The following is a 25,324-nucleotide window of genomic DNA, read 5'->3' as shown; positions in this document are numbered from 1 at the left end:
AAAGCAAATGAGAAAAATTTTTAGGCATAGAAAATTATGAATCAAAAACTGAGATTTCAACCTGTTTCTCATAGTTGGGTAGCTTTACATCCCCAACCCAAAGGGGTAATTCAATTTATTGGTGGGGCTTTCTTTGGTACTTTTGGCCCCATGTTTTTCTACCGTTATTTGTTGCAATATTTATTTAACAGTGGATATACTATTATCCTTTTACCATTCAATTTTACTTTTAACCATTATGTAGAAGCGGGATTTCTCATCAAAGAACAATACGAAATCACACCAGAACTTGTCAGAATGGCGAAGTTAGCCAACTATGACTATCACATCTATCTCAACGATAAAAATTTCTTTTGGATGGGGCATAGTATAGGTTGTAAATATATTGCTCTTTTAGAAGGTTTTACCGACTTAGCCGAAAAGCCTGAACAATTAGAAGCAAGGATTCGGCAGATGGTATTAGCAACCAGCAATACATCAGACAAAGCCAAAAACGAGGCTAAAATTCAGCGCATTGTTTCAGACATTAAAAACCTAATTCATGAACTTGAGGCAGAAGATAAGAAAGCTACCCAATTAATTAGTTATTATCTTGGTAAAAAACAAGCTAATATATTTTCCAGCCCGTTCATCAAAGGTCAGCCTTCTATACTGTTAGCTCCCGTAAATAGCGGAACTGATAGCGCAATTCCCCCAATTTTAGCCAACTTTATTGATAAATTAGGATGGGGTGTTAAACCTAGCCCTGACGAAACTTACGAATTAATCAAAGCTACGGATCTATTTAATTTATTAGGATTAGTGCAGTTTAATTCTGATAAAATTGCCAAAGAAACTGTTAATTGGTTTATTAATAAATTCCACAAACCACCGGTAGATTTTCAGGAAACCTTAGCCGGAGGACATTTAAAACCTTTGGGTGTTCAAATCGGTAATTTTGTGATTAATTTCCCCGATAGCTGGCAGATTATTCAATCTAAACAAAGACGCACCAGCGAATTTGAATTGTACGTAGGTAAATTGCTCCAGGGTTTAGACAAAAAACGCAAGATTTAAACGCATACTGTGGGAGACGCAATGAATCGCGTCTCTACAAGAAGATGATTATCTGTCAGCGATCGCTCATAAACACGACAGTATGGGGACACAATTAACGTAAAATTAGGGTTTATCCAGCAATTGCTCATTTGTTCTACCCCATGCTTTGCGACTACCTGGTACAAATTCTGACTGCTCGTGTGTATGATGTTGCCCAGGAATCCCCTCTGGAATATGCCCCTAATCTTTCTGCCAGACTGAATAATCAACTCTTGTTGAAGCGCGAAGATATGCAGTCTGTATTTTCCTTCAAACTGCGCGGTGCTTACAACAAGATGGCCAACCTAGCACCAGATTTACTGGCACAAGGTGTAATTGCCGCATCGGCTGGCAACCATGCTCAAGGTGTGGCTTTGGGTGCAAAGCGGTTAGGAACTAGAGCCATTATCGTCATGCCTGTAACTACGCCTCAAGTCAAGGTGGATGCAGTCAAAGCACGAGGCGGCGAGGTAGTTTTGCATGGAGATACCTATGATGATGCCTATACCTACGCCCGACAACTAGAAGCAGAAAAGGGTTTAAGCTTCATTCACCCTTTTGATGATCCTCATGTGATTGCAGGGCAGGGAACTATTGGCATGGAAATTTTACGCCAATATCAGCAACCCATCCATGCCATATTTGTAGCTATTGGTGGCGGTGGCTTAATTGCTGGGATTGCGGCTTATGTCAAACGCATCCGCCCCGAAATCAAAATTATTGGTGTAGAACCAGTAGATGCTGATGCCATGCACCAATCATTAAAAGCAGGCAAACGGGTAAGGTTGTCGCAGGTGGGTTTATTTGCTGATGGTGTCGCTGTGCGGGAAGTTGGGGAAGAAACCTTTCGGTTGTGTCAAGAATATGTAGACGACATTATTTTGGTGGATACAGATGACACCTGTGCCGCGATTAAAGATGTGTTTGAGGATACCCGTTCAATTTTAGAACCTGCCGGAGCATTGGCGATCGCCGGCGCTAAAGCTTACGTAGAACGGGAGCAAATCCAAGGACAAACCTTAATAGCCGTCGCCTGCGGTGCAAATATGAATTTTGATCGTTTGCGCTTTGTTGCTGAACGAGCCGAATTTGGAGAACGCCGCGAAGCCATCTTTGCAGTCACTATTCCCGAAACACCAGGCAGTCTGCATAAATTTTGTGAATGTATTGGCAGACGCAACCTGACAGAGTTTAACTACCGCATCGCTGACGAGAAAATCGCCCATATTTTTGTCGGGATGCAAATTCAAAACCGTGCTGAGAGAGCCAAGATGGTAGAAACCTTTGAAAATTGTGGTTTTCAAACTATCGACTTAACCGATGATGAACTGACAAAACTGCATCTACGGCACATGGTTGGCGGACATTCTCCCCTGGCACATAATGAATTACTCTACCGTTTTGAGTTTCCCGAACGCCCCGGTGCATTAATGAAGTTTGTAGCTTCCATGAGTCCCAACTGGAATATTAGTATGTTCCACTACCGCAACAACGGCGCAGATTATGGACGCATTGTGGTAGGAATGCAAGTACCACCCCAGGAAATGGAGGAATGGCAAGGGTTTCTAGATACCCTTGGCTACCAGTATTGGGATGAAAGCCAAAATCCGGCGTATAAACTGTTTTTGGGTTGAGGAAGTTGGTGGAACACTATTACTATTGTTTACCACTCAATGACTTGAAGCGGAATAATGTATTTTTGAGAGTTTCCTAAATCAGTGATGCTCGGATAGTTGAGCTTATAATTAGAATTGTTGGGAAGACTCCAAAATATGAGTGAAACTGCCGAAAAACTTAAACTTGAACTTTCTCAGCTTTCTGCAAAAGAACGTGCTGAAATTGCTTACTTTTTAATTCATTCTCTAGATGATGATTTAGAAACTGTTTGGGATACGGAATTAAGTAAAAGGTTGGAAGATATTAATTGCAACACAGTTATTGGAGAGCCAATATATCAAGTTTTTGAAGAGTTACGAGAAAAGTATTCGTGAAGTTTATACGGAGCTTGAAGAAGTGATTTGGATTATAGCAATAGCTCATGGTAAGCGCAAACCAAATTACTGGAAACAAAGAAATCTTGAAATTTAACATCAGGTATTGTAGCTAGGAAATATCAGAGCGATCGGTGGTTGGTGCGTTACGGCTAATTCTCACTCTCTTACGTTCCGAAATCCTTGCATAGCCGTAACACACCCTACTTAATATTCACCATTGTAGTATTACTGTAGTTTGCGACGTGTAGTTGTAATGGCAATTCCGATCAATGCCAATCCGGCAATACTGGCAGGCTCAGGAACAGAAACAGGAATAGAAGATAAGAAAGCTCCAGGGAGACCGGCATTAAATGGGGCGCAATTGTAACACTCCGTAAAACCGTTGCGAGCGTAGGGACTGTCAACTAAACCGAGTGAGGCAGATGGAATATCTAACAGGTCAAAAGAGGCAATACTAATACGGAACTCTCTCGGTCTACTACTCAAGGCATTTCTTGGAGAACTGAATGATAAAATGGTTCTTGGCAACTTTTGGTGATCTTGGTTGGGGGAAGGCAGAGGGCAGAAGGCAGAAGGCAGAAGTTAGAAAGATATAATTGAGATACGTCAAACTTCACTCCATCAAACATTTGAGGGATAAGCCTCAGCTTGGTTATGTCAGTGCTAAGTTATCTATTACCAGATTCAGCAAACCTGAAACTTGAAAATTGCATTCTTGACGAGATAAAAACTCAGATAAAGTTGATTGTTTCTGCTATCAATAGAGTAGTTAATTGTCCAGTTTGTAACCAACCAACTCATAAAATTCATAGTCGCTATGAGCGAAAGTTAGCAGATTTACCCTGGGCTGATTACAGCATTACTTTACAGTTAAGGGTGCGGAAGTTTTTTTGCCTTAATAAATTGTGTAAACGGCGCATTTTTGCAGAAAGGCTGACCAATGTTACCGCACCTTGGGCGAGAAGAACTCTACGTTTAGCTCAAAGACTGAGTGCGATTGGTTTAGCTAATGGTGGTGCAGCAGGGGTAAGACTCTCACAGGACTTGGGGATAAAAGTTTCTCGCAACACGCTATTAAATTTAGTCCGCTCAATTCCACTACCACCCATCGTAACGCCACATACTCTTGGGGTAGACGACTTTTGTTTTCGTAAATGTAAAACTTACGGCACAGCACTAATTGATCTCGAACGCAGACGACCAATTGCTCTACTCAAAGATGCAAAGGCTGAAACTTTGGCAGAATGGTTAAAAGCTCACCCTGGTGTCAAAGTCGTCTCACGAGATCGGTCAAAAACTTATGAAAGTGGTATTCGCCAAGGTGCGCCAGAAGCCATTCAAGTTGCAGACCGCTTTCATCTATTGCAGAACTTATCTCAAACGCTTTATCAAGTCTTTGGTAATCACGCCAAAACACTAAAAGAAGTGGAAAAACAAGTCTTTAATACTGATACTAAAGTGCATTTAGAGGTGGAAACAGCAAACAACCTTTCCATGATTGCTGAGACTAATAAGAGTCCAGTTGTGCCAAGGTTTCCCCAAAACACATCTTTAAAAAGAAAAGTTCAATCCGCCAAAGCACGGGATAGACGCAGAGAAATCCATGAGCAAGTTTGGAGACTGCGGTCTATTGGCTTATCAGGGCTAGCAATCGCTCAAGAGCTGGGAGTTTCTAAAACTACCGTATTCAATTACTTGCGTAGCTCAACTTTTACCGAACGTCGTGAACGTAGCGACCACGGTCTGAGTCTTCTCAACCCTTATCATGATTACCTCCTCAGTCGCTGGAATAGCGGGAACCACAACACCCAAGAACTGTTTGAAGAAATTCGCACCTGCGGCTATACCGGTAGTTATGCCACGGTCGCTCGCTTCACTCGTTATCTCAAGACCTTGCCCGGATTTGAGCCAGCAAAAGGTTCAAGAAAAAACGCTTCCCCCAGGGTTAGCTCTTGCGCCCATCGTCCTCTCACCCCCAGTCGCGTCACAGCTTTAGTCTTGCGACGACCAGAATTAATACAGCCTAATGAGCGTGAAGTCATCGCTCAACTACAAAAAGCCCATTCGGATTTGAAGTCAGCTATTGAACTAGCACAACAGTTTGCATCTCTTGTGCGTCAACGCCTGCCTGAGCAGCTCGATGCTTGGTTAAACAAAGCTAAAAACAGCTTGGTTTCTTTGTTGCGCTCCTTTGCTGTTAGTTTAGAGTCTGACTACGATGCTGTGAAAGCAGGTGTAACTATGTCAGTTAGTAATGGCCCAGTTGAAGGGCATATTAATCGACTGAAAATGTTAAAACGGCAGATGTATGGTCGCGCCAAGATAGACTTACTAGAACGACGATTTCTGTTGGCTATTTGAAAAGAAAATTTTGACAATTTACACTTGATTATATGAGTTATAGAAATCAGTTTATCTGGCAAAGGGCAGTTCAACTTGCTATCAATTGTTATAAATTTACCCGCCTATTTCCTCAGTCAGAATTGTACGGTTTAACTAGTCAAATACGCCGTTCATCCGTATCTGTAGCGTCTAATATAGCTGAAGGCTATGGTAGGCGTTCCAAACCAGAATATATCCAGTTTTTACATATTGCGCTAGGTTCTTTGAGAGAACTTGATACGCAATTAATCATTGCCAAAGAAGTAGATTTAGCTGATAAAGACCTTTTCACTCCCGTATTAAATGAAGTTGAGGAAATGCAAAGTATATTAGTTGCTACTTTAAACAAACTCAAGGGTTGAAATTATTACTTCTACTCTTCCGACTTCTGCCTTCTGCCCTCTGCCCTCTGCCTTCCCCCGGCTAAGATCACCAAAAGTTGCCAAGAACCGATAAAATGTCCTCATCATCACTGAATATTGTTGCCGAGTCACCATTAATTCGAGAATAGTTAATGGCGGAAAAGTCATCATTTGTCCCATCTGTAATGAAAAAATTAAAGTCTAAAACAGAATTAACATCAGAATCCCAAACAAAAGAGCCTGTTGCTTTGGCTCCATCTGTAAATATGAAGTTGTTTAAATTCCAAGTTACAGAAGCAGCTTCAGATTGTTGTGTAATACCAATAGTTCCCACAGCAATTAGGGTTGCTCCAGCAATTAAATGAGATAGTTTTTTGATTGGCTTCAACATCATATTTTCTCTACAGTATGCTGATGTAAAAATACAACCTTGCCTGGTATCTTTTCGGAAAGTGATGGTTCCTAAATTGATACCCTAAATCTCAGATATTTTTTGAGCAATAATTTCTTGATGGTACAAGCCCCTAAATTCATTTATCTGAAATTCCTAATTTCCAGATAAATCTTCAGCAGTAATCAGTATTAACTGAGAATCGTTTAGCGTGTGGATATCATGGACGATGCGGTTGGCTTGTTTTTCAATGCTGCGTTCAAATAAGGCGCGGGCAAAACGTCCATTACCAAAACTTTTGTCGCGGTTGGCGTAAGCAAGTTCAAAGGTGGCTTGTAAGATGATATGGGCTGATGAATCAAGGGTGTAGCCATTGTCGTGACAGAATTTCTTAAAAATTAATAACAACTCATGGGGAGTGTAATGATCCAGATAAAATAAACGATGGAGACGGGATTTAAAACCAGGGTTGGATTCGAGTAAACGATCCATTTCCTCCGTGTACCCGGCGATCACTACCGCCAAGCGATCGCGGTTATCTTCCATGCGTTTAATTAATATCTGCAATGCTTCTTTACCATAGTCATTGGGACTATCTTCGGGAACTAAAGCGTGGGCTTCGTCGATGAACAATACACCATCAAGGGCTTGCTGAACAGCATTTTCTACTCGTAATGCCGTTTGTCCAATATATCCACTGACAATACCTGCGCGATCAGTTTCCACAACGTGTCCACGCTCAAGCCATCCCAATTGTTTATATAAACGCCCAACTAAGCGGGCTATTGTTGTCTTCCCGGTTCCTGGTGGCCCGTACAGCATCAGGTGTAGTGATGTTTCTACGGTTTTGAGTCCTCTTTGTTGACGTGCGGTTTGGACTTTGAGGAAGTTAGCTAAAGAAAAAAGTTGGTGCTTGGTGCGTTCATGCCCAATTAACGCCTGTAAGTCTGCAAACACTTGCTCTAAGGTATCATCATCAGGTGGCTCATGCTCAATGAAGGAAGCTTTGGTTTCACATCTGGAGTCATAAAGCTCCGAATTGCCCTCACTGAAGTCCTTTTCCGTATCTGGCGCACTTACCATGAGGCTATGAACTTTCATTTTGATGGTGTCATGGATGATGAAACCAAAATTTCTGCCTGGGACATCCATTAACTTTTCGGCGGGGAACTTATCTACAAGGGTACTGTTGATGTAAAATTCTACCCAGTTACCTACACGGCAAATCTCTAGTAAGTTAACAGCATTACCACGTTGAATGTGATCGCAGCGTTTCCAATCTGTGTAATTGACAAAACTACCATTTCTAGCTTCAGCAATGCGATAACAAGCATTACCAGAAATCACAAACTCAAAGAAATTGCGATCATCTAACAGTCCCCAGACAAAACCGTACCCATGATCATCTACACCAGCAGCTTTTTCTAAAACTATATGAATATGAAAATCAGTTCTGTCATAAAAGAATTCGGCCGAGTTCCACGATAGCCAATAAGCATCACCTGGACGTTTGTGGTCAAATACATAGTGACCCACTTCCATGTAAAGACTGCACTCTGAACTATCCCGTGTTACCCAGCTACAGCGATTATCTTGAAAGTGTTCCTCAAAAATTAGCATTGCGTTCCTCTGTAGCTCTGTGTGTAGAATCAGCTGCTAGCTATTTCATTCTAAACACGCCTTAACAGGCTGATTTGCTTGCTAAAGTCCGCCAAATTATCTGTCACAAGCATTTTAGCCATTAGAGGTAATGATCTTCAGCTCTTGAAAACACAATTTCAGATCCTCTAGCTTCTAGGCAGGATGAGAGTAGGGTGTAGGGGTGCGGAGCCAGAGACGGAGCGTCTCCGGTAAGGGTATAGGAGAGCCACTGGCGTGGGCGGGGTTCCCAACTTGAGCCAAGTGGCGTGTTTAGGGGTGGATGAAAAGTACACCTCTAAATTCCTTCTTTTCTGTTCCCTGTTCCCTCCCTACACAAATAATTTGGCTACGCCTCCCGTAAGGGATACACGAATCAAATCGGATTCCTATAGAAGTCCTCTGTAAACAACTAACAAAAAATGATATGAGTTATTGATTACATAAAACTGATAAAAATGAGAATATCATGTAGGTTAATAACCTACATAAATTGCCAAAAAAGCATCCATGAACAACCAATAAATAGCCATTCATTTAACAGGAACAGTCCACCAAGCTAAACCATAGGGCTGACTTGCTTCATTAACTTTCTGACGAAATTGCACCCGAATTTTATAGTTACCAGTAGCGGGAACAGGGCAGAAAATGTGTTCTACACTATCGATTTCGCTAATGGAAGCACAAATTACCCCAGCATCGGGTTTTTGAGCATCAGCTTTGACAAGATAGAGGTCTAAGTTATTCAAACCGCGATCGCTAAATTTCTCACCTACATCATACATTTGGTTTTTATTGTCATCATTGAGTTCCACCAAACGATTCCAAGTCAAAGTAATAGAGACAAAACTACCCTGCTTTAACGGTTTTGCTAACCCATAGTCAACAGCATTACCTGCATCTACTTGCCGATAATCCCAAGCAATTGCCGGCACAGGCGCATCTGGCTGCCATTGACCAGCACTAAACTGTTGATAAGCACGAAAAGCATTTAAATGACCTGTTCCCATTTGAGCATTCAAAGGAATTTTTGGGTCTTGGTAAGCATCAGAAGCTAGCCAGTCTTGATTTTGTTTATCAATTAGGGTGCGAGTCATTCCCAAGCGTAAACCATCACCACTATCTGTGATTTTTTCGGCGGAATTGAGTAAGACAGCTTTCATCACTTGCTGACGGCGACTATCAATAGTCCAGCGTGGTTGTTTGGTGCGGAGTTGGCGATCGCCAAATTCTTGGAGTAAAGCCACCGTAGCTGTGACATGAGGCGCTGCAAAGCTTGTACCCGTAACTTTATTCAATTTGCCATCGGGATTGAGCAAAGAAATATTACTACCTGGTGCAACTATACCTATAGCGCGTCGCCCATCCAAATTGAATTCCTTGCCAGCCAACCGACCACTTACCCCTTGATTTAGACCCGCCAGATTGGAAACATCGACTTTATTAAAAATCCCCTCCCGTCGGGATGAAAAAGCCACGTTAATGCCATTAAAATTATCTGTAGGAATAGGAATGCCACCTTTACCTTGATTGCCTGCGATCGCGTACAAAACATTATGAACCCGACTAGACCAATCAACACATAGGGTTAACAAAGCATTGCCATCTAAAACAGCATCAGGTCGGGGATCACGGTTGAGAGGTTCACCAAAACTAAAGTTAATGGCACGAACATCACCACTATTTTGTAAAGCTATGTGTTGAGCTGACAAACATTCTTCTGGTTGACCCGTATTTTTTGTAGAACCTACCGCAGAAGAATATAATCTTGCTTGTGGTGCAACCCCAGGTAAAGCTTTATCCCTACTGACCATAACGCCAGCCACATTATAAGCATGGGAGTCAACACCATTATTAGACTTAGCAGGCCCATTGCGTAAAAAAACCGCCGCCAAAGACACAGCACGATTTTTAGACACCGCCTTATCCCAACCAAACATCCCCGGACGACCGATTTCTACCTGACCGATAGCAATCTTCCGACCGAGCAAATTATAAGGAGGTTGATGTAACTTCAGAACATCAATACCATAAGTTCCCAAAGAAGTTTTTACAGCCGAAGCCAACACCGGCAAACTCAAACAGGAAGCACCTAAACCCCAAATTATCCAAGTTAGTTTTTTAGTCATAGTTAATAGTTAATAGGCAATAGGCAATAGGCAATAGGCAATAGGCAATAGTCTAATAGTCTAATAGTTTTTCTCCTCCATCTCCCCCATCTTCTCTCAGTCCCCAATCCCCAGTCCCCAATCCCCATATCCAAAATTCTCAATATTTTGTTACAGTATTTTGTTACAATGCTTACAGACGAGGACGCTTAAAAACCCACTAGCCATGACCCAAAACCGATCTGAGAAACCCATTGTTATTGCTCCATCTATCCTATCAGCAGACTTTAGCCGTCTAGGTGACGAGATTCGTGCTGTAGACGCGGCTGGGGCTGATTGGATTCATGTTGATGTAATGGACGGTCGTTTTGTACCTAATATTACGATAGGCCCTCTGGTTGTGGAGGCGATTCGTCCGGTTACAACTAAGCCTCTGGATGTCCACTTGATGATTGTGGAACCAGAAAAGTATGTAGAAGACTTTGCTAAAGCAGGTGCTGATATTATTTCTGTACATTGCGAGCATAATGCTTCTCCACACCTGCACCGTACTCTGGGACAAATTAAAGAACTAGGTAAAAAAGCGGGAGTTGTTCTTAACCCTGGTACTCCTCTAGAACTAATTGAATATGTTCTAGAACTGTGTGACCTAGTATTAATTATGAGCGTTAACCCCGGCTTTGGTGGTCAAAGCTTTATTCCTGGGGTGTTGCCTAAAATCCGTAAGCTGCGTCAGATGTGTGATGAACGCGGTTTAGATCCTTGGATTGAAGTAGATGGCGGACTCAAAGCTAATAATACTTGGCAGGTGTTAGAAGCAGGTGCAAATGCGATCGTTGCTGGTTCTGCTGTATTTAACGCTAAGGATTACGCTGAAGCAATTACCAATATTCGCAACAGCAAATGCCCTGCGCCCGAACTGGCGAAGGTGTAAACCAGTAACTTAATAGTCTTTTATTAAGATTTGTTTCACCAATTATGCGAAAATCCCCACCCTATAGAGAGTGGGGATTTTGGTTTTTATCAAAAAATTATCAAATGGAAGATAGGGTGAGTTGAGTTGTTGAAATTGGCTCTCCCAGATTAATTATAATAAATTAATAATAAAAATGGGCTAAAACAATTGGCATGAAAAGGTTTTAGCAATACAAAATGAAAAATTTAATAAAAAGATGCTTTTTTTGTTTAAATTCCTGGCTATATAGTAATTCAAGCGGATATTAAGTATTAATTTTACATAGTTAGTCTAAGAGAGACTTGAAATTTTTCTATCTTGGGTGAGTTTTGTTTTTTAAAATGTTACTTGACTATGTACACTAACTTAACTTGATACGGAAAACAGCATGACTCTCTTTACCAGCCAGTAAAGGAGTTGAATTAATGCCTTACAAACAGATTCAAGACTTACCAAATTCGGTCAAATCACATTTACCCCAACACGCCCAAGAGATTTTTCGAGCAGCGTTTAACAGTGCTGAAGAAGAATATAGTGAAGAAGAACGCGCCTTTCGTGTTGCTTGGAGTGCTGTTAAGCGTGACTACGAAAAAGGTGATGATGGTAATTGGCACAAAAAGCCAGAATAGCTGTATGTAATTTCCTTCTTTAGTTAGAAGAAAATCAAAATCATAACAGTTATTCTGCTTACTAGCAGTAGTAGTAATTAAAATCTTGGGAATTATCAAACCGACAGATAATAGTCTGAAATATTAAGACAAATTAGCTAAAAGTTTGAGAAATTCCCAATTTATTTTTCAGATATATATTATTGCCTGGATGCAGATCAAATTACATATCTGCTCATCATATAACTATATAAATAATTACGCCTTACAAATTACAAACTAAGAATTAGTATGAATTATCTAGTTGCAGTATTACCCGAAAAAACGACAGCAGAAGCAGCGTACTCTGCTTTAGAACAACAAGGATTATCAGAATCACAAGTTAATATTTTGGGACAGGGTTATAAAAGTGCTGATGAATTTGGTTTGATTAATCCTGAAAAACCAGCCCGCAGACAAGTAAATCGGCTTTTAACTTGGCTGATTCCTTTTGGATTTATTGCTGGTTATGCTTTTAATGTGTTGACAAGCATTGAGATTTTACCGCAAGCGACAGCATTTGGTAATCAGTTAATTGCCGGTTTATTAGGAGCTGCATCTGGTGCATTAGGTGCTTGGGTTGTAGGTAGATTAGTTGGTTTAACTGTTGGGAGTGGTGATGCTTTGTCTTACCGTAACCGTCTGAATGCTGGTAAATATTTAATTATCGTTCAAGGGAATGAGGGAATAATTCGGGAAGCTACTCGTGTATTGCGTCAATTTGAACCAGAAAATATTCAAGGTTACGTAAATGTTTAATTAACGGGACTTAAACAAAAATTAAGCCCAAAAAGAGTATAATGCTTAACTAACATAGCTTTCACGTTAGAAAAAGCTCATGAAAGAAACCACTCCCACAGCGATGCCCCCGTGCTTTGAAAGATGGTGTCAAAGATTTGATGATGTGTTTACTCATAAAGCTCAAAAAAGAGAGTTTAGACACTATATAGGGGGATTACTGGGGGAAAGTGAGAGAAAAAACCTGTTTCAAATGGCGGATAATGCTGTAGGTGTAACTTACCACCGATTACATCACTTTTTGACCGAAGCACCTTGGTCTAGTGGGCAGGTGAATGAGCGTCGATTGGAAATCATGAATAAGTGCAGTCAAACGAGAATTAGTAGAGGTTTTAGCTTAATAATTGATGATTCTGGTCATAGAAAAAGTGGTAATTTTACTGCTGGTGTGGGGAGACAGTATATTGGAGAAATTGGCAAAACAGATAATGGAATCGTAGTAGTAACAACGCATTTATATGATGGCAGAAAAAGCTTACCGTTAGATATAGAGTTATATCAACACGCTGATTCTTTAGCTCAAGGAAAACAAGATCCTCTATTTGAGAAAAAACCAGAACTAGCAATCAAGTTAATAGATCAAGCCCTAAACAGAAAATATCAACCTGGGATAGTAATTGTAGATGCTGGATATGGCAACAATACATCATTTTTATTAGAGTTGGAAAAACGGCAATTAAAATATTTAGGAGGATTAGCTAAAAATCGAAAAGTAACAGTTAATCAAACAGATAATATTCAACAAACAATTCGGTTAGATGAATTAGCCCAGAGCTTACCCAAAGAGGCTTTCACAGAAATTCAAACAGATTTGGATAAACCCAAAACATTATGGGTAGTAACTTGTGAAGTGGAAATATCAAGTTTAACTGGAAAGCGAAATATTGCTATCGTCATGAATGCTTCTACTTTCTCAGCAGCCACCGATATTGACTACTTCATCACTAATATATCTTCATCAATTGTTACACCACAATGGATAGTTGATACATATTCTCAAAGGAATTGGGTAGAAGTTTTTTACAGGGAAGCTAAAGGATGGTTAGGACTTAAAGAATATCAAGTTCGTGATAAAAGGAGTTTACTGCGCCATTTTATTTTGGTTTTCTGTGCCTATACTTTTATTCTTTGGCATCAGTTAACTGGAGGATTAAGACGACGGTGGGCAAACAAACCTTTAAATACTTTTACTGAAGCTTTAGAAGCTTTCAGAACAGCCATGTCTTTTCGATTTATTGATTGGTTGAACTTAAATCGTGACGTGTTTGCTGCTTACAAAGCTAGTTTGGGTTACATTTGGGCTTGATTTTTGTCTAAGTCCCGTTAACAGATTTTAGAGACGTTGCACTGCAACGTCTCTAAATATATATTCGTGAGAAATTATGTATTTTCCTATTGATTTGTTGGCTGTAGTTCTTTTTCAGTTTGAGGATGAGCTTCTTCAATTTGCTGATTTAATTTTTCCGCCATTTCTAGGGCTATCAAAATCAATTTCTGTTCCATGTTGCCACAGCCTCCCTCATCGCTGACTTGGGGGTATATATGAGGGTTAGACAACATGGCTGCTAACAATTGAGATGCGGTTTGTTGTAGTTGACTGTTCACGGGTTTATTCTCTCCAGTCTAAGGGCGGTTCAATAACAATGTGATCCGATTTACCTGCACGCGCACCGGGTTTATCAACTATTTTGACGGTGGTTGCTTGCGGTCCTTCTTCACCTTGCTCCACAGTGAAATGTACACCAGTACCAATTTCTAAGCGGTCAAAATCGTGATGTAAGACGCTATTTCTGTGGAAGTAGATTTCTCTGCCTTCTAAGGTTTTGATGAAGCCATAGCCTCGATCGCGGAACAGTTTGGTGACAAGTCCGATATTGGCACCAATAGCTTCTTGATCTTGGGCGCGATCGCTTTGTTGTTGACGCTCAGTCAGTTTAATCAACCTTTGACGAGCTGCATCAAAAGCATCACGGATGACGGCATCCAGTGGTTCATACTGCACACCGTGATCAGGATTACTTTCGGCTACAAGTTCATGTCCAGGTGGTACAGTCAGATCAATTCTGACACGATAGGGCGAACCACTACGCGGGCGATCGTGTATTTTTTCAACAGCAATATGGCAGCTATTGATATAACTGCAAATATGTTCTAACTTGGCAACTTTTTCTTTAATAAGGTTATCAATCGCATCTGTTTTATCGAGATTGCGATAAGTAATTTCTAGTGGTATTTTCATGTGAAAGTTAGAGTTTAAAGGTTATAAGCTAGAGACTAGGAAGAAGTAGGGGAGCAGGAGGCAAAATTTATTCAATTTTGAATTTTGTAGTTTGCTTCTTTGCAGGAGTATTTTGAATTTATATGCCCAATCCCTAATCCCCAACAGTAGATAATGATTGATGATTATTCGCTTGAATTAGTAACTCGCGGACTTGATCATCTGTAGTTTGAGGAAAATCTTCATACCACATACCCACGCTATAAAATGGGCTAGGTGTGGCAGCACAAACAATTTTTTCCACCTTGCTTTCCAACTGTTGACAGGTTTCAGATGCAGCAACGGGTATAGCAATCACAATCTCTTTGGGTTGCTTTTGTCTCACAGCAAGTACAGCAGCCCACATGGTTGCACCAGTTGCTAAACCATCATCTACTAAAATAATTGTGCGTCCCTGTAATTCTGGAAAAGGTTCATCACCGCGATACATAGCTTCGCGTCTTTCTAATTCCCGTTGTTCTTGGGCTGCAACTCTGGCAATTACTTCATCAGGAATATTAACTTCAGTAACAATTTGTTGATTAATGATGCGGACACCACCGGAAGCTATCGCTCCCATTGCCAGTTCTGTATTATCAGGTACGCCAAGTTTACGTACTATCAAGACATCCAAGGGTGCATTTAAGGCTTTAGCAACTTCAAAGGCAACGGGAACACCACCCCTAGGTAGGGCTAATACTAGCACATCTGACTGGTTAGCATAATCTGCTAAGTGACTAGCCAGAGCTTGGCCTGCGGCTGTGCGGTCTTTAAATAGCATGGTGTCACGCTCCTGCAAAATCACAATTACTGGTTAAGTGTTGACGCACATTTTTCCTTGACTTCCTGACTCAAACAACGGGTCAAATTCTGATGGTAATTGGGAACGAATATCGTTGATTTCCCCTGGACTAATAGCTTCTGTCAATACTTCTATGACTGTACGGGCATGATGCACCGCTTTTGGCAGGTCTACATCTTCTAAAAGGCTAACTCGCTGAAAAAACTCATCTAGAGAGAAGCGTGTACCAGCACCTGCATATTGGTGTTGCAGATATTGGGCAATGCCTTTTGGTAGTTGAGCCGCAGCATTGAGAGGTTCGTTGCCAGCTATGCGTTCGGCTAATGTTTCTAAAGTAGCACGAGTTGCAACTTCAGCATCACCCCTTGAACTGAGATGTGCGCGATGTTGTACCTGTCCGATAAACTCATCGTGTTGCATATTACCTCCAGGTAGGTTTTAATGCCTGAGTGTTACTTAACTTTTTGCTACCGTTGTTTGATTGTAAAAAGCGAAAGATTAAATGTCCTCTGACTAACGAGGCGACATCTTTACTATGTCAGTCTGCCTATTGGATGAATTTAAAGAATTCCAGATAAAAAAATATCCACAATGTAGGGTGCGTCAGTATAAATAATTTCTTGGTACAGCTAGGTTTTCTCTCACTGACGCACCCTACCCCCTGCCCCAAGTCCTAAATGTTTGCTTATATTGCAAGCCATAACAGAATGAGCATGGCAGGCCGTAGACTGACATCTAGATAGCATTGTCAGATAGATTATGTCATTAACTTCCATGCCCTCGCTACGAGAGCAACAACATCCCCTAATTCGCCAACTAGCTGACTGTATTGAAGCGGTTTGGCATCAAAATCTGGATTTGTCACCTTATCACTTGCCTGCTGAGTTGGGGTATGTGGAAGGAAGGCTAGAAGGTGAAAAACTCATCATTGAAAATCGCTGCTATCAAACACCCCAGTTTCGGAAAATGCACTTGGAACTGGCTAGGGTGGGAAATATGTTGGACATTTTGCATTGTGTGATGTTTCCCCGTCCAGAATATGACTTACCGATGTTTGGGTGTGATTTAGTGGGGGGTAGAGGTCAAATTAGTGCCGCGATCGCAGACTTGTCTCCTGTGAACCCAGAGCGGATTTTACCAGCAACCTATGACACTCAATTGTCATCTCTTCCATCTCTAGACTTTTCACAACCTCGTGAATTACCAGAATGGGGAAAAATTTTCTCAGATTTTTGTCTGTTTGTGCGTCCCAGTTCTCCCGACGAAGAAACTATGTTTTTAGGACGGGTGGGGGAGTTTTTACAAATTCATTGCCAAGCAGCGATCGCATCTAGTCCTGTTGAGTCTGAAAAGATGCAGCAAATTCTCGCCGGACAACGCAATTACTGCACCAAACAGCAACAGAACGATAAAACCCGCCGGGTACTAGAAAAAGCCTTCGGTTCCGAATGGGCAGAAAATTACATGACTACAGTATTGTTTGATTTACCAGAGTGAGGGATTGGGGATTGGGGGCTGGGGACTGGGGACTGGGTTTTTCTTCCCCTACTTCCCCTACTTCCCCTACTTCTACTAAATAGAATGGGTTTGGAGTAATTAGACATTGGCTAGTAAATACTTCTATCACATTGGTTTTAGTCCAGATGATCTGGGAGCTTCACCTCCTAGTATGGCTGTATTATCTGGCGATCCGGAACGGGCGCGTTTGATCGCTCACACTTATTTACAGGATGTCTGCCTACTTTCAGAGCATCGGGGACTGAATAGCTATTTAGGATACTTACCCAATGGTTGCCCAATTTTATCTGCTACCAGTGGTATGGGTGCGCCTTCCTTAAGTATTGTGGTGAATGAGTTAGTGCAGGTAGGTATTAAAAAAATTATCCGCATAGGCACTTGTGGCTCCATCCAGTCTCATATACCAGTCGGTAGCATAGTTATTAGTAGTGCGGCATTATGTCGTCAAGGTGCAGCCAATGATATTGCTCCTGTGGAATATCCAGCCACCGCCGATCCGTTTCTGACTGTAGCTTTGGTGAAGGCGGCGCAAGCATTAAAGGTTGAGTATTACATGGGAATTACGGCTTCGGTAGATACTTTTTATGAAGGGCAAGAACGTACCGATTCTGCTAACCCTTATTTAATGCGATCGCTGCATGGTATCACCAGAGAATATCAGCGTTTAAATATTTTGAACTACGAGATGGAATGCGGCACACTGTTTAAAATGGCTGGAGTCTATGGCTTTGCAGCTGCGGCTGTTTGTGGTGTAGTGGCGCAACGCACTATTACTGAAGAAGTTATCTTATCTCAAAAGGATATGGCAGTGAACAATGCGATCGCAACTGCTATATATGCCGCAAAAAACTGTAATTAAAATAGCAAAATTCTTAGATTAATCAAAATCTTATTTGCTTTTAGTAGTTTTATTTAGTCTTTACTTAAACTTTATTTGTTGTCAGTAAATCTACTGTAATATATATAAATAAACCATAATTTACTATTGCTTATATTTATTAGTATCAAGTAAATACCTAAAACAATTAGGTATTTAACCTGAAATATTTAAGTAATTGAAGAAGTAATATACACAAGCTAATAATGATGTAAAAATTTTCTATTTTTTAAAAAATTAGTATTTTTATCCTCAAATTTATAGAAAACATTGGAGAAATAAAGAATATGAAAAATATGGTTAAGTGCAGGATTGCAAGTATTAATTTAGCTGGAATTATAGCCATATCAATGCTAATGTTTTTAGCATTATCCCATCGTACTACTGCTCAATCTCCAGGCGACTGTTTTATGATTACCGCCTCTGGGAGAACGATTAAGTTAGATAAGCTTTGTCATAATTCCAGTGAGATCAAGAAATTTCCAGAACCAGAAAAAAAAGTGTTTCGAGTTCCTATCAAGCGCCGCCTGGGTAGAACTCCTGTAATTGATGTCACCTTTAATAACAAAAAAACCTTTGAGATGATTGTTGATACGGGTGCTAACAATACTGTAATTACTATGGGAATAGCAAATGCTTTACAAATCAAACCTACAGGAGTAATGGCAGCACAAATTGCTGACGGTAGCCTAATTCAATTCCCCACAGGGACAGTAAATTTGATGACAGCAGGTGGAGCTATAGCTAACAACGTAGAAGTAGCGATCGCACCTCAAGCACCCATTGGATTACTAGGTCACGACTTTTTTGATAACTACGACATTAAAATATTAGAAAAAACCGTAGAATTTCATCCTAGAAGTAAGCAATAGTCAATAATTATTCTCCCCTGCCCCTCTGCCCCTCTGCTCCTCTGCTCCCCTGCCCCCATCTCTAACCCCTCACTTCCAAGGGTAAGAAAATAGTCAAAACTTCCCCATATTGTGAACGCTGACGGACAATTAACTTACCGCCGATCGCTTGAAATAGGTGTTTAGTAGCAGCAATATTTAAACTAATAGTACCTGTTTCTGGTTGGAACATCAGCAACTGACCGAGGGCTTTACGGATGGGAGGAGTTGCAGGTGCGCTAACTTTATTTGTCTCTTGACAGAGAGTTTGAGGCGACAGTTGTAACTTCAATTGATCTCCGGCGGGAATGACTTGAACTTGAATATGGCTACCAGCTGGCAAACTGCGGGTGAAGTTTTCCATCAAACCCGTGAGTACCCGATCTAACATGGCTGGATTACTCACTACCGTAGGCAATTGCTGCGGTAAAACCACATCTAAAGTTAGATTGCGACGTTGTGCAGCTTGTTGCCAACGAGGAATGCTTTGTTGTAGCACCTGATCTAGAGACATTGCAGTCAAGTAGGTGTTAGCAGCCTTGCTTGAGGTACAAGTTTCTAATTCTGCTGCCTTAAATAACAACTCCATGCGATCAATTTGCTCAGTACACTCGTGATCGATAATTTCTAAGCGATTGATCACATTGGCTGGCAAATCTCGCCGCTTGAGTAATAGGCGAGTCATGGTGCGAATAGTTGTTAGTGGAGTGCGGACTTCGTGAGCAAAGGCTTGGAGTAATTCTACATCAGGGTTTGGGGTGGAGTGATTGGGGAGTGGACATTGGGGATTGGGAATTGGGGATGGGGGATGGGAAATTGGGTACTGGGAGAAGTCTTCTTTAATCGCTTCTGATTCTGGTACGGCTTGGAGCAACAACTGACTAAATTGAAGCAAAGTACGGTAATCTGGTGCAACTACGGGATAGTTTTGTACCAGTGCGTCCAATTCAGTAAAAAAATCGGGATTAGTGAGCATGACTCGCGCACCTAGCGATCGCCATGCTTGTTGTACTATCTCTGGTTCAAAGGAAAATGAAAAGGTTTTTTGTCCGTCTGGGTGGGTTGCTAAAACCAACACTAAGCTAAATTTATTTGTAAATACCAGACAAAACTGCTCTGATGCTAAGGGATCAGCTGGTAGTAAAGGTAGTACCGACTCGCCAGGAGTATTTGCTGCTTCCGAAATAGCGATCGCACTTGGCATTTGAAACGGCATTAACGCCAAGGGGTTAAATGGTTTGGCTGTAAAAGTTACTTTTTGCAACTTTTGAGTTAATATTGGCTGACTAAATAGGGGTGCTGGTGCAGCCAAAACCAATCCAGGGACTGCATCAATTGCGGCAGTGGCTAACGTATTAATTAGCAGCTGTTCTGTCGCTGCTAAACTCATCCGCCATTGCTGCTCTGCTTTGGTGACTGAGCATTCAGCCAAAGTTGATTGACTTTCGGCTAGCACTTCACTCAGACTTGGCAATATCCATTCGTACACAGACTTTCACCCCTTGGTTCAAGAGCGATTAGCAGCTTTGAGATTTAAAGTTTCACTACTACTTTAGAGGTTATAGTCATTTACGCTCTAATAACAGTCGTATAACCGAACAAAATAGGCGCAATTTCCCCTGTGACAATACCAGCCTCGCTGCCTAACACTTTTATTTCTTCTTCCCTGTTCCCTGTTCCCTGTTCCCTCCCTACGCAAATAATTTGGCTACGCCACGTTACACGAACAGTAATCAAAGCGGATTCCTATAGTGATTAGTATTACTTTTAACTATGGACTACCGCAACGCCAAATATATGTAAGTGTAATAAAAATTGAGTGGACACTTTTAAAAAGTGGCTAGCGGATTTTAGCCTTTACAAGTAGTAAGAGTTTCTAGTGTCAGTGATCTTGTGCTTCTTGCTTTTAAGATTTACTATTTCAAACTTTATTTTGATTTAAACTTTCTCCTCAGCAAGATACACAGGTCAATTACTCGCTGCAATAATTCAATCTGGAGATAAACATGAAAAAGCTAGTTACCTTCGTAGTTAGTGCTTGTTTATTAGTTGGTACATTTGGCTGTCAAGAAGCTGTAAAAAATACTTCCGAAACGCCTATTCCTACAAATGGAACAGCCAAAACGCCTGAAAAACAAGCTACTCAAACTACAAAACCCACAGATAAAACTCTCAAATCTACTGAGAAATCAACAACTACTCCAGATAGTAAATTCAAAACTGATAAACAAAATAATACAGCCACAACATCTGAACAAGATTTAAAAAATGCTGTTATTAAAAAGTTACAGAAAGGTTTACCTGGAAATAAGTTAGAAGTAGAAAATAACAAAGGTGAAATTACCCTTAAAGGTAAGGCTGCTTCTAAAGAAGAACTAGAAAAAGCTGAAAAATTAGTTAAAGAGGTGAAGGGAGTTAACAACGTCAAAGTAGAAGCAGAACTTGAAGATCAGAAAAAATCTTAAAAGTAAAGGTTTTAGAAATTAAATAAAAAACAATCGCTTGATTCCAAAGCGATTGTTTTTTATTTATCTCAGACTTATTCCACTGATAATTATTTGAGGTTAGTAGTGAGGACTTTAGTCCTAATTTTGGAGATTAAATTATTTTTGACATTTGCGTAAGCTTTTGAATATGACTACCTTTATTCAGGTGTTACTGTTGGTGTCGGATCTGGGGTTGGGGTTTCGGTGGGTGTGGGTATGGGTGTGGTGGTTTCTGTGGGCGTTGATGTAGGTTCTGACGGTGAGGTAGGACTTTCTACTGTCAGGCTAAGTTGATAATCTGCTGGTGTGGATGCAGTAGATACCACAACGAACTCATAAAATCCTGATTCTGGTAGTTCAGTGGATAAATTGCGTTGCTGAGAATCTTCTAAAAATACGATTTTGCCGGAAGGAGAATAAACTGATAACAAAACTTTGGAATTTGCTTGTAACTTTAAATCTAAAGATTGGTCTTTGCCAAGATCAGCAATAAAAGCTCTGCCCGCAGCAGGTTTGAGAGTACCACTGACGGTTTTACTGGTAGCACCTGGAGCAAAAACAATTCTTTGTAAAGCACTACCAGCTAAGAGTGCATTAAGTTTGTCACTCACAAAGGCGTGCCAAATTTGTCCGATGGGTTGATTAAGAAAATCTTGACCTTTTTGTTCAGGGAAAGCATTAAAGAAAGCTGCATCACCCAAGTCATATAAAGCCCGACTACTAACGTTGATTTGATTAACTTCTACTTTCCAGCGATCGCGTTCTGCGGCTGTGTAAGTTCCTAATTGTCGTCTGGCTTTGGTACTCAAGGGGGCCAGTTTTTCTAATAATTGTGCAGCAATTTGATCCCATTCTGCCCGTAAACTTTCATCTGCTGGTTCATCGCTGAGGGTGCGTCCCCGTAAACTGGGATTTTGCTCCCAAAAGCGTTGATTCACTAAATTCACATAGAAATTAAAGTCTATACCTAACTGTTGACGGCGATCGCTTAATCTTTGTTTGCGTCGTCGTTCTGCTGGCGAATATTTATCTAAGGGATTGGTGGGTTGGGTAATAGTTGGTGTCGGCGTGGGGTTAACTACGATGGGATCATCTCCTCTCCCATTCAATCCCCACCAAGCTAATCCGCCAACACCAACTAATGCTATTACAGCTAAGAAAAGTTTTGTGGGTGTCCACGATTTTTTGGGTGGGGAAGGTGGGGGAGTGGGGGAAGTAGGGGGAGATGGGGGAGTGGGGGAGACAGCCAGGGTGGCGGATGTGGGGGCTGTTGTGGGTGGAGATGTGGGAATTGGTGCTTGAGTTGCGGGATAATATATCGGTGTTTGTGTGGGGTTGAGTGCTTGTAAAACTTGCTGGGCTGATTGGTAGCGATCGCCGGGTCTAGGAGCTAGCATTTTATCTAACACCTGCCCTAGAATTGGACTTAGGCTAATGTCCCGTCGCCACTGCCAAGCCAGAGTGTAAGTATCGAGTAATTCTTGGGGTTGTTTACCAGTCAGTAAAACCAATGCGGTAACAGCCAAAGCATATAAGTCACTGTGAGGATAAACCGAGCCAGTTTGCATTTGTTCTGGTGGCGCAAATCCTACCTTACCCAGTAGAGTGGCGGCTGGAGTCGGCACAGCTGCCCCAGGTTGATAATATTGGGAAACAACAACAGCTGCTACTTGTTTGACACCACCAAAGTCAATTAATACTGGTAATTGATCAACACTGCGAAGGATTAAGTTATCTGGCGAAATATCCCGATGGATCACACCCAAAGCATGGATGTAATCCAACACTGGTAAAATTTGCTGTAAAAGTTGGCGAATTTCTGCTTCTGTAAATCTTAAACCCTGTTGTTTGCGGGCATTTAATAGGGCATTATAAGTTTCCCCTTCCACATAATCCTGAACTAAAAATAGATATTCTTTACCTTCGAGGTTGGTGTGGAACAGTTCTCGAAAGCGGGGAATTTGGGGGTGCTGTAGTTTATACAGAACGCTAGCTTCCCGTTGAAATAATTCTTCTGCTTTTTGGAGAACGTATTCTGTTTGAACTTGAGGATAAAATTCCTTTAAAATGCAAAGTTCACGGAAACGATTAATATCTTCAGCCAAATAGGTACGTCCAAACCCACCCTTACCAACTTGACGTACAATTACATAGCGATCGCTTAAAGTTAGCCCCGGTTGAATACCAGAACTTTGGGGATGATCCACCAACTTCTCACCACACTGGAGACAAAAGCGACTCCCCGCAGAATTTTCGTGTCCTTTAGAACAATAAAGAGAATACATAGTTATTAGTTATATAGGCAATAGGCAATAGGCAATAGGCAATAGGCAATAGTTATTCTCCTCTACTTCTCTGCTCCTCTGCTCCTCTGCTTCCCCAATCCCCAATCCCCAGTCCCCAATCCCCAGTCCCCAATCCCCAATCCCCAATCCCCAATCCCTATCTCCCGCTTTTGGCTTGATTAACTTGATCAGCAGCGATCGCATACCAAATTTGACCTAAAGTTTGTTGATTCAGTTTCCCACGCTGTTGACCAGGAAACAACCGATCAAATTTTTGATTGGTATCTCTATTGAGATCATTAACTGTGTATTTTCCCAGTTGTCCAGAACGGGCTTGTCTTCTCCATCTTTGATAATCTTGCTCAGTATAGCTGCCTAAATTCCGGCGTGAATCGGTACTGAGGTTAGCTTGTTCTATTTTATTCAATAAATCCCCAGCAATAGTCTGCCACTCATCCCGTAAAGCTTTATCCTCCGGTTTAGAAGTGAGGCTTCGTCCTTTAAGTTCCGGTTTTTGGGCATAGAATAAGCCATCTACCGTCCGAATAAAAAATACTTCCGGAATTTCTAATTGTTGACGACGGCTGAGAATGTCACTCAGACTAATTTTGGTTTTACTCCCGACTGGTTGAGCAATCGGATTGGGTAAGGATGGGATTTGGGGTAAGGAGATTGATGGCAAAGTAATTGATGATACACCACGAACTACGGCATTGACTACAGCCCAAGTACCTGCACCAGTCAAAACCACTAAAGCTGTCCCGCCAAAACTCACTGCAAAAGGACGCAACCAAACCGGGAAGGGTAACTTTTGGGCAACGGCTTGAGTTTTGTTATGTAATTTACTGACAATCGCGCCTGCTGCCTTGCGTCCGGGGGCAACTACCATTGTCTTAATCTTGGTAAGATGGGTGACAGGCGGTTGAGTGAGAGATGGTGAAGGTAAATTTTTGAGAATTTGATCAGCGTTTTGATAGCGATCGCTTGGTTTATAAGCCAGCATCTTTTTTAACACCGACTCTAGTTTTGTACTAACATTGATTTCTCTACCCCAACGCCAAACACCTTGATAGCTGTCATATAGTTTTTGCGGTTCTTTTCCTGTCAGTAAAACTAAAGCTGTCACCGCCAAAGAATATAAATCACTGCTAAAAAATACCTTTCCCTGTCGTAATTGTTCTTCTGGTGCGTAACCTTTTTTACCTAGTAAAGTGTGATTAACAGCCAATTTAGTAAACCAGAAGCCCTCAGAAGCTGGTAATTGCTTCACCCCACCAAAATCAATCAGCACAGGTAAATTATCACCACGCCGCCAAATCAAATTATCAGGAGAAATATCACGGTGTACTACATCTAGAGAGTGAATATAAGATAAAACTGGCAAAATCTGTTGTATTAAAGTAATTACTTCTTCTTCACTAAAAGTCTTCCCTTGACTTTGACGCTGTTCTAAGATTTGGTCAAAATTATCACCCTCTATATAATCTTGTACCAAAAAGAAAAAATCCCGACTGCCGATTTTCACCTGTAGCGAAGCGTGAAACCTCGGAATTTGAGGATGGTGAAGTTTTTTGAGAACATTTGCTTCTCGCTCAAACAACTCCTTAGCTTTTTGTAAATCCTGTTTCTCAGTAACTTGGGGAGCAAATTCCTTCAGCACACAGGTTTGATTTGATTTCTTAGTATCCTCAGCCAAATAAGTCCGTCCAAACCCACCCTGTCCTAATTGCCGTATCACCCGATAACGATTATCTACAACTTGCCCAACAGCAAGAGCCAAAGGTTCACCGCAATGAATGCAAAAACGATTACTGCTATTATTTGCGTGTTGTTTACTGCAATATACCTGCATGGCGC

General features: G+C 41.2%; 24 protein-coding genes. 13 read left to right on the top strand and 11 right to left on the bottom strand.

Features of this window, described 5'->3' with window-relative positions; genetic code table 11:
• Positions 1 to 36: 36 nt before the first annotated feature.
• The 3 genes from NOS7524_RS11445 (at position 37) to NOS7524_RS11435 (ending at position 3,068) form a co-directional block, all read left to right on the top strand.
• Positions 37 to 1,056: a DUF1350 family protein gene (locus tag NOS7524_RS11445; RefSeq protein ID WP_015138642.1), complete on the top strand. Its 1,020-nt coding sequence runs from the start codon at positions 37 to 39 to the stop codon at positions 1,054 to 1,056.
• A gap of 143 nt (positions 1,057 to 1,199) precedes the next feature.
• Entirely contained in the window at positions 1,200 to 2,711 is a 1,512-nt protein-coding gene (gene ilvA / locus NOS7524_RS11440) for a threonine ammonia-lyase, biosynthetic (protein WP_015138641.1), read from the top strand.
• Positions 2,712 to 2,849: 138 nt separating this feature from the next.
• Positions 2,850 to 3,068, top strand: coding sequence for an addiction module protein (locus NOS7524_RS11435; RefSeq protein WP_015138640.1), 219 nt, complete (start codon positions 2,850 to 2,852; stop codon positions 3,066 to 3,068).
• Positions 3,069 to 3,296: 228 nt separating this feature from the next.
• Here the strand turns inward: NOS7524_RS11435 and NOS7524_RS11430 are convergent, their stop codons facing one another.
• Entirely contained in the window at positions 3,297 to 3,557 is a 261-nt protein-coding gene (locus tag NOS7524_RS11430; RefSeq protein ID WP_041555278.1) for a PEP-CTERM sorting domain-containing protein, read from the bottom strand.
• Positions 3,558 to 3,725: 168 nt separating this feature from the next.
• Here NOS7524_RS11430 and NOS7524_RS11425 point away from each other — a divergent pair, with 168 nt between their 5' ends.
• On the top strand, positions 3,726 to 5,432 hold the full coding sequence (locus NOS7524_RS11425) for an ISL3 family transposase (protein ID WP_015137799.1): 1,707 nt from the start codon (positions 3,726 to 3,728) through the stop codon (positions 5,430 to 5,432).
• Positions 5,433 to 5,464: 32 nt separating this feature from the next.
• Positions 5,465 to 5,815, top strand: a complete 351-nt coding sequence (locus NOS7524_RS11420; protein WP_015137800.1) for a four helix bundle protein — start codon at positions 5,465 to 5,467, stop codon at positions 5,813 to 5,815.
• 67 nt (positions 5,816 to 5,882) lie between these two features.
• On the opposite strand, the gene NOS7524_RS11415 is transcribed toward NOS7524_RS11420, so the two are convergent.
• From NOS7524_RS11415 to NOS7524_RS11405, 3 genes are all read right to left on the bottom strand, one after another.
• On the bottom strand, positions 5,883 to 6,209 hold the full coding sequence (locus tag NOS7524_RS11415; RefSeq protein ID WP_015138639.1) for a hypothetical protein: 327 nt from the start codon (positions 6,207 to 6,209) through the stop codon (positions 5,883 to 5,885).
• A 153-nt stretch (positions 6,210 to 6,362) separates the two neighbouring features.
• The gene (locus NOS7524_RS11410; protein ID WP_015138638.1) at positions 6,363 to 7,826 is read right to left on the bottom strand and encodes an AAA family ATPase; all 1,464 of its coding nucleotides are present in this window, start codon (positions 7,824 to 7,826) and stop codon (positions 6,363 to 6,365) included.
• A gap of 551 nt (positions 7,827 to 8,377) precedes the next feature.
• A complete protein-coding gene (locus tag NOS7524_RS11405) occupies positions 8,378 to 9,973 on the bottom strand; it encodes a S8 family serine peptidase (protein WP_015138637.1) in 1,596 nt (531 codons plus the stop codon).
• A gap of 205 nt (positions 9,974 to 10,178) precedes the next feature.
• Here NOS7524_RS11405 and rpe point away from each other — a divergent pair, with 205 nt between their 5' ends.
• The 4 genes from rpe to NOS7524_RS11385 all read left to right on the top strand — a co-directional run bounded on the left by rpe (position 10,179) and on the right by NOS7524_RS11385 (position 13,658).
• On the top strand, positions 10,179 to 10,886 hold the full coding sequence (gene rpe, locus NOS7524_RS11400) for a ribulose-phosphate 3-epimerase (protein WP_015138636.1): 708 nt from the start codon (positions 10,179 to 10,181) through the stop codon (positions 10,884 to 10,886).
• 446 nt (positions 10,887 to 11,332) lie between these two features.
• Positions 11,333 to 11,536, top strand: a complete 204-nt coding sequence (locus NOS7524_RS11395; protein ID WP_015138635.1) for a ChaB family protein — start codon at positions 11,333 to 11,335, stop codon at positions 11,534 to 11,536.
• A gap of 270 nt (positions 11,537 to 11,806) precedes the next feature.
• Positions 11,807 to 12,313 carry a hypothetical protein gene (locus NOS7524_RS11390; protein WP_015138634.1) on the top strand — a complete coding sequence of 169 codons (507 nt, stop codon included), beginning with the start codon at positions 11,807 to 11,809 and terminating at the stop codon, positions 12,311 to 12,313.
• A 79-nt stretch (positions 12,314 to 12,392) separates the two neighbouring features.
• Positions 12,393 to 13,658 carry an IS701 family transposase gene (locus NOS7524_RS11385; RefSeq protein WP_015116159.1) on the top strand — a complete coding sequence of 422 codons (1,266 nt, stop codon included), beginning with the start codon at positions 12,393 to 12,395 and terminating at the stop codon, positions 13,656 to 13,658.
• Positions 13,659 to 13,744: 86 nt separating this feature from the next.
• Here the strand turns inward: NOS7524_RS11385 and NOS7524_RS11380 are convergent, their stop codons facing one another.
• The 4 genes from NOS7524_RS11380 to NOS7524_RS11365 all read right to left on the bottom strand — a co-directional run bounded on the left by NOS7524_RS11380 (position 13,745) and on the right by NOS7524_RS11365 (position 15,831).
• The gene (locus NOS7524_RS11380; protein ID WP_015138633.1) at positions 13,745 to 13,957 is read right to left on the bottom strand and encodes a hypothetical protein; all 213 of its coding nucleotides are present in this window, start codon (positions 13,955 to 13,957) and stop codon (positions 13,745 to 13,747) included.
• 4 nt (positions 13,958 to 13,961) lie between these two features.
• Positions 13,962 to 14,591, bottom strand: a complete 630-nt coding sequence (locus NOS7524_RS11375; protein WP_015138632.1) for an HPF/RaiA family ribosome-associated protein — start codon at positions 14,589 to 14,591, stop codon at positions 13,962 to 13,964.
• A gap of 133 nt (positions 14,592 to 14,724) precedes the next feature.
• Entirely contained in the window at positions 14,725 to 15,390 is a 666-nt protein-coding gene (locus NOS7524_RS11370) for a phosphoribosyltransferase (RefSeq protein WP_015138631.1), read from the bottom strand.
• A gap of 33 nt (positions 15,391 to 15,423) precedes the next feature.
• The gene (locus tag NOS7524_RS11365; RefSeq protein WP_015138630.1) at positions 15,424 to 15,831 is read right to left on the bottom strand and encodes a DUF2267 domain-containing protein; all 408 of its coding nucleotides are present in this window, start codon (positions 15,829 to 15,831) and stop codon (positions 15,424 to 15,426) included.
• Positions 15,832 to 16,170: 339 nt separating this feature from the next.
• Here NOS7524_RS11365 and NOS7524_RS11360 point away from each other — a divergent pair, with 339 nt between their 5' ends.
• The 3 genes from NOS7524_RS11360 to NOS7524_RS11350 all read left to right on the top strand — a co-directional run bounded on the left by NOS7524_RS11360 (position 16,171) and on the right by NOS7524_RS11350 (position 18,678).
• Complete coding sequence (locus tag NOS7524_RS11360; RefSeq protein WP_041555276.1) at positions 16,171 to 16,908, top strand: phycocyanobilin:ferredoxin oxidoreductase; 738 nt, start codon at positions 16,171 to 16,173, stop codon at positions 16,906 to 16,908.
• A gap of 106 nt (positions 16,909 to 17,014) precedes the next feature.
• Positions 17,015 to 17,788, top strand: a complete 774-nt coding sequence (locus NOS7524_RS11355; RefSeq protein ID WP_015138628.1) for a nucleoside phosphorylase — start codon at positions 17,015 to 17,017, stop codon at positions 17,786 to 17,788.
• A gap of 305 nt (positions 17,789 to 18,093) precedes the next feature.
• Positions 18,094 to 18,678: a retropepsin-like aspartic protease family protein gene (locus NOS7524_RS11350; RefSeq protein ID WP_015138627.1), complete on the top strand. Its 585-nt coding sequence runs from the start codon at positions 18,094 to 18,096 to the stop codon at positions 18,676 to 18,678.
• Positions 18,679 to 18,739: 61 nt separating this feature from the next.
• Here NOS7524_RS11350 and NOS7524_RS11345 read toward each other — a convergent pair whose 3' ends face one another.
• Entirely contained in the window at positions 18,740 to 20,185 is a 1,446-nt protein-coding gene (locus NOS7524_RS11345; RefSeq protein WP_015138626.1) for a sensor histidine kinase, read from the bottom strand.
• Positions 20,186 to 20,702: 517 nt separating this feature from the next.
• Here NOS7524_RS11345 and NOS7524_RS11340 point away from each other — a divergent pair.
• Entirely contained in the window at positions 20,703 to 21,161 is a 459-nt protein-coding gene (locus NOS7524_RS11340) for a BON domain-containing protein (RefSeq protein WP_015138625.1), read from the top strand.
• Positions 21,162 to 21,340: 179 nt separating this feature from the next.
• On the opposite strand, the gene NOS7524_RS11335 is transcribed toward NOS7524_RS11340, so the two are convergent.
• Together NOS7524_RS11335 and NOS7524_RS11330 are read right to left on the bottom strand one after the other, a co-directional pair.
• Complete coding sequence (locus tag NOS7524_RS11335) at positions 21,341 to 23,467, bottom strand: serine/threonine-protein kinase (RefSeq protein ID WP_015138624.1); 2,127 nt, start codon at positions 23,465 to 23,467, stop codon at positions 21,341 to 21,343.
• 157 nt (positions 23,468 to 23,624) lie between these two features.
• Positions 23,625 to 25,319 carry a serine/threonine-protein kinase gene (locus NOS7524_RS11330; protein WP_015138623.1) on the bottom strand — a complete coding sequence of 565 codons (1,695 nt, stop codon included), beginning with the start codon at positions 25,317 to 25,319 and terminating at the stop codon, positions 23,625 to 23,627.
• Positions 25,320 to 25,324 lie beyond the last annotated feature (5 nt).

The sequence above is a fragment of the Nostoc sp. PCC 7524 genome (assembly GCF_000316645.1).
Taxonomy (GTDB): domain Bacteria; phylum Cyanobacteriota; class Cyanobacteriia; order Cyanobacteriales; family Nostocaceae; genus Trichormus.
The sequence above is the reverse complement of the archived record's forward strand: the minus strand, read 5'-3'. Positions and strand labels throughout refer to the sequence as shown.

Excerpts from the sequence above, each read along its gene's own strand:
- NOS7524_RS11370 (WP_015138631.1), bottom strand. The coding sequence starts at position 15,390 with ATGCTATTTAAAGACCGCACAGCCGCAGGCCAAGCTCTGGCTAGTCAC.
- NOS7524_RS11375 (WP_015138632.1), bottom strand. The coding sequence starts at position 14,591 with ATGAAAATACCACTAGAAATTACTTATCGCAATCTCGATAAAACAGAT.
- NOS7524_RS11350 (WP_015138627.1), top strand. The coding sequence starts at position 18,094 with ATGAAAAATATGGTTAAGTGCAGGATTGCAAGTATTAATTTAGCTGGA.
- NOS7524_RS11425 (WP_015137799.1), top strand. The coding sequence starts at position 3,726 with ATGTCAGTGCTAAGTTATCTATTACCAGATTCAGCAAACCTGAAACTT.
- NOS7524_RS11435 (WP_015138640.1), top strand. The coding sequence starts at position 2,850 with ATGAGTGAAACTGCCGAAAAACTTAAACTTGAACTTTCTCAGCTTTCT.
- NOS7524_RS11360 (WP_041555276.1), top strand. The coding sequence starts at position 16,171 with ATGTCATTAACTTCCATGCCCTCGCTACGAGAGCAACAACATCCCCTA.
- NOS7524_RS11395 (WP_015138635.1), top strand. The coding sequence starts at position 11,333 with ATGCCTTACAAACAGATTCAAGACTTACCAAATTCGGTCAAATCACAT.
- ilvA (WP_015138641.1), top strand. The coding sequence starts at position 1,200 with ATGCTTTGCGACTACCTGGTACAAATTCTGACTGCTCGTGTGTATGAT.
- NOS7524_RS11420 (WP_015137800.1), top strand. The coding sequence starts at position 5,465 with ATGAGTTATAGAAATCAGTTTATCTGGCAAAGGGCAGTTCAACTTGCT.
- NOS7524_RS11340 (WP_015138625.1), top strand. The coding sequence starts at position 20,703 with ATGAAAAAGCTAGTTACCTTCGTAGTTAGTGCTTGTTTATTAGTTGGT.
- NOS7524_RS11390 (WP_015138634.1), top strand. The coding sequence starts at position 11,807 with ATGAATTATCTAGTTGCAGTATTACCCGAAAAAACGACAGCAGAAGCA.
- NOS7524_RS11405 (WP_015138637.1), bottom strand. The coding sequence starts at position 9,973 with ATGACTAAAAAACTAACTTGGATAATTTGGGGTTTAGGTGCTTCCTGT.
- NOS7524_RS11445 (WP_015138642.1), top strand. The coding sequence starts at position 37 with ATGAATCAAAAACTGAGATTTCAACCTGTTTCTCATAGTTGGGTAGCT.
- NOS7524_RS11335 (WP_015138624.1), bottom strand. The coding sequence starts at position 23,467 with ATGTATTCTCTTTATTGTTCTAAAGGACACGAAAATTCTGCGGGGAGT.
- rpe (WP_015138636.1), top strand. The coding sequence starts at position 10,179 with ATGACCCAAAACCGATCTGAGAAACCCATTGTTATTGCTCCATCTATC.
- NOS7524_RS11410 (WP_015138638.1), bottom strand. The coding sequence starts at position 7,826 with ATGCTAATTTTTGAGGAACACTTTCAAGATAATCGCTGTAGCTGGGTA.
- NOS7524_RS11330 (WP_015138623.1), bottom strand. The coding sequence starts at position 25,319 with ATGCAGGTATATTGCAGTAAACAACACGCAAATAATAGCAGTAATCGT.
- NOS7524_RS11415 (WP_015138639.1), bottom strand. The coding sequence starts at position 6,209 with ATGATGTTGAAGCCAATCAAAAAACTATCTCATTTAATTGCTGGAGCA.
- NOS7524_RS11365 (WP_015138630.1), bottom strand. The coding sequence starts at position 15,831 with ATGCAACACGATGAGTTTATCGGACAGGTACAACATCGCGCACATCTC.
- NOS7524_RS11385 (WP_015116159.1), top strand. The coding sequence starts at position 12,393 with ATGAAAGAAACCACTCCCACAGCGATGCCCCCGTGCTTTGAAAGATGG.